This window comes from Halomonas sp. (assembly GCF_041689495.1).
Taxonomy (GTDB): domain Bacteria; phylum Pseudomonadota; class Gammaproteobacteria; order Pseudomonadales; family Halomonadaceae; genus Halomonas.
This window is the reverse complement of the sequence record NZ_JBDNGD010000494.1, coordinates 1-2,130: the sequence shown is the minus strand read 5'-3', so window position 1 is coordinate 2,130 and position 2,130 is coordinate 1. Positions and strand designations below refer to the sequence as shown.

2 protein-coding genes are annotated in these 2,130 nt (G+C 61.4%); both read left to right on the top strand.

Annotated elements, in window-relative coordinates; genetic code table 11:
* Positions 1-361 precede the first annotated feature (361 nt).
* Positions 362-1,474 (top strand): mandelate racemase/muconate lactonizing enzyme family protein, encoded by a 1,113-nt coding sequence (locus ACESMD_RS14775; RefSeq protein ID WP_372614468.1) that lies wholly within the window; start codon positions 362-364, stop codon positions 1,472-1,474.
* Positions 1,475-1,547: 73 nt separating this feature from the next.
* Positions 1,548-2,130: AbrB family transcriptional regulator (locus ACESMD_RS14770; protein WP_372614466.1), on the top strand; the 583-nt coding region annotated here is incomplete at its 3' end.

Here is a 2,130-nt window from a genome sequence, read left to right as displayed (position 1 = left end):
CGCGAGGGCGATGGAGCCTGCCAGGAGATGGCGCTGATGGCTGACGGCGTGCGTGAAATTATGCATGGATTTCATTTTTCATCCTCTTCGTCTGTTCTGTGTCTTGTTTTACGGACTCGGATATCACGCTGGGATCACTCCAAGCCTAGCGGAGCTTTCGTTTTTGTCAACAGTTAGCAGTTTTACGTTAGGCTATGACCGACCCACTGTCGAGACCCGAGTGAGGCAGGGTTATCAGGGAAGACTACCGGCGGTTTGACATGACCGTCACCTGTTAGCAATCTAATCCCATGGCGGCCCACTTCACTCCCAAGATGGCGCATGCCTACCCGGGGCGCCACTTAGTTATCGTGAGGACACAATGAAGATCAAGGATATAAGAGCCAGCCTGCACACCACCTCGATCGAGATTCCGCTCATCGAAGGCAAGATAGCTGGCTATGGTCGTGAAGAGCAGAAATTGTTCGTTTTCTGTGAGGTCGAAACCGACGAAGGCATCATCGGCTGCGGCCTCACCGGGCATTTCCTGGCCCACTCCGTGGTCGTGGCCCTGGAAAAGCACTTCCTGCCGGTGGTCCGGGATATGGATCCCCGGGATATCGAGGCCATCCACCAGCGGGTATTCAGCAAGCTCAATCCCCGCGCCATGACCGGCACCGTCTCCATGGCGCTGTCATGCCTGGATATCGCCCTGTGGGACATCCACGGCAAGCATGTCGATCGCTCCGTGGCGCAGTTGCTGGGAGGCAACAAGACCAGCGCCCCGGCCTATGTCACCTTTGGCTTCCCCCAGTACGATCGGGACTTGCTCGCCGAGGCCGCCAGGATGCACGTGGACAACGGCTTCCGTGCCCTGAAGACGGTGGTCGGTGTCGACAAGGGTGGATGGCGAGAGGATGCGGCCCGGGTTCGCGTGATCCGCGAGGCGGTGGGTGACGACATCGATATCATGATGGACGCCAACTACCTGTTCAGCCCGGTGGAGGCCAAGATGCTGTGCCGCGCTGTCGAGGACTGCAACATCACCTGGTTTGAGGAGCCATTGTACCAGAACGATGCCCGGGCATTGGCCGACCTGCGGGCCTCGACCCGCATTCCGCTGGCGGCTGGCCAGATGGAGGGCCACCGCTGGAGGTTGCGGGAACTGGTCGAGCATCAGGCAGTGGACATCCTTCAACCGAACTGCAACTACTGCGGAGGCTTCACCGAGGTGCGCAAGGCCGCACACCTGGCGCAGATCTACAACCTGCCGATTGCCAATGGCGGCGGCTGGCCACTCTTCAACATGCACAGCATGGCCGGCCTGATGAATGGCTGGCTGGTGGAATGGCACCTGGGAATGGTGTCTGTCGGCGAGACGATCTTCGTCGATCCCCCCAGCCCCGTGAACGGGGTCCTCACCATACCGGATGCCCCCGGCCTGGGACTGACCATCGACCGGGATGGCCTCGAGAGAACACTGGTCACCGCCTGATGGCAGTATCCTCGCTACCGTTGTGTAGCGCCCTGGGCACATCGGGACCCGTAGTGTCGAAGGTCGCCGCTTCATGAGTCGACCGACGATCAGGCCTAAAACCGTCCTGACCAGCCTGGCTACCCTCGTGGCGGCCTGGGGTGCCGGCTACCTGGGCGACAGGGTCGGCATCCCCCTGCCGTGGATACTGGGGCCGATGCTGGTGGGCGCCGTGGCCGCCTTGAGTGGCCACCCGCTGGCAGAATCCAAGCTCGTGCGTCAGGGCGCGCAGGTCATCGTGGGAACCGCTGTAGGGCATGGCTTTACCGCGGCCATTCTTGTGTCCTTGATGTGGCAGTTGCCCTGGATGCTCGTGTTCACGTTCTGGTCGTTGCTGGTGGCTGCGACCTGTTCGCTGCTTCTGGAACGCTGGGGGCGACTGGACCGTCGCACTGCACTGCTCGCCAACCTGCCCGGAGGTGTCGCCGAGATGGCGTTCCTCGGAGGCGATACCCGTGGTGCCAGTACCGCCATCTCCCTGGTCCAGGCCATGCGGGTGACCTCACTGGTCATCGTATTGCCCTTCCTGTTGTTCTTGGTAATGGACGGAACCGAGGGTACCGTGGCTACCTCCCTGGGCAGTGGCTCGCTGGGCGTGGGCACCCTCATCCTTCTCG

Coding starts and splice junctions, on each gene's coding strand:
- ACESMD_RS14775 (WP_372614468.1), top strand. CDS start 362: ATGAAGATCAAGGATATAAGAGCCAGCCTGCACACCACCTCGATCGAG.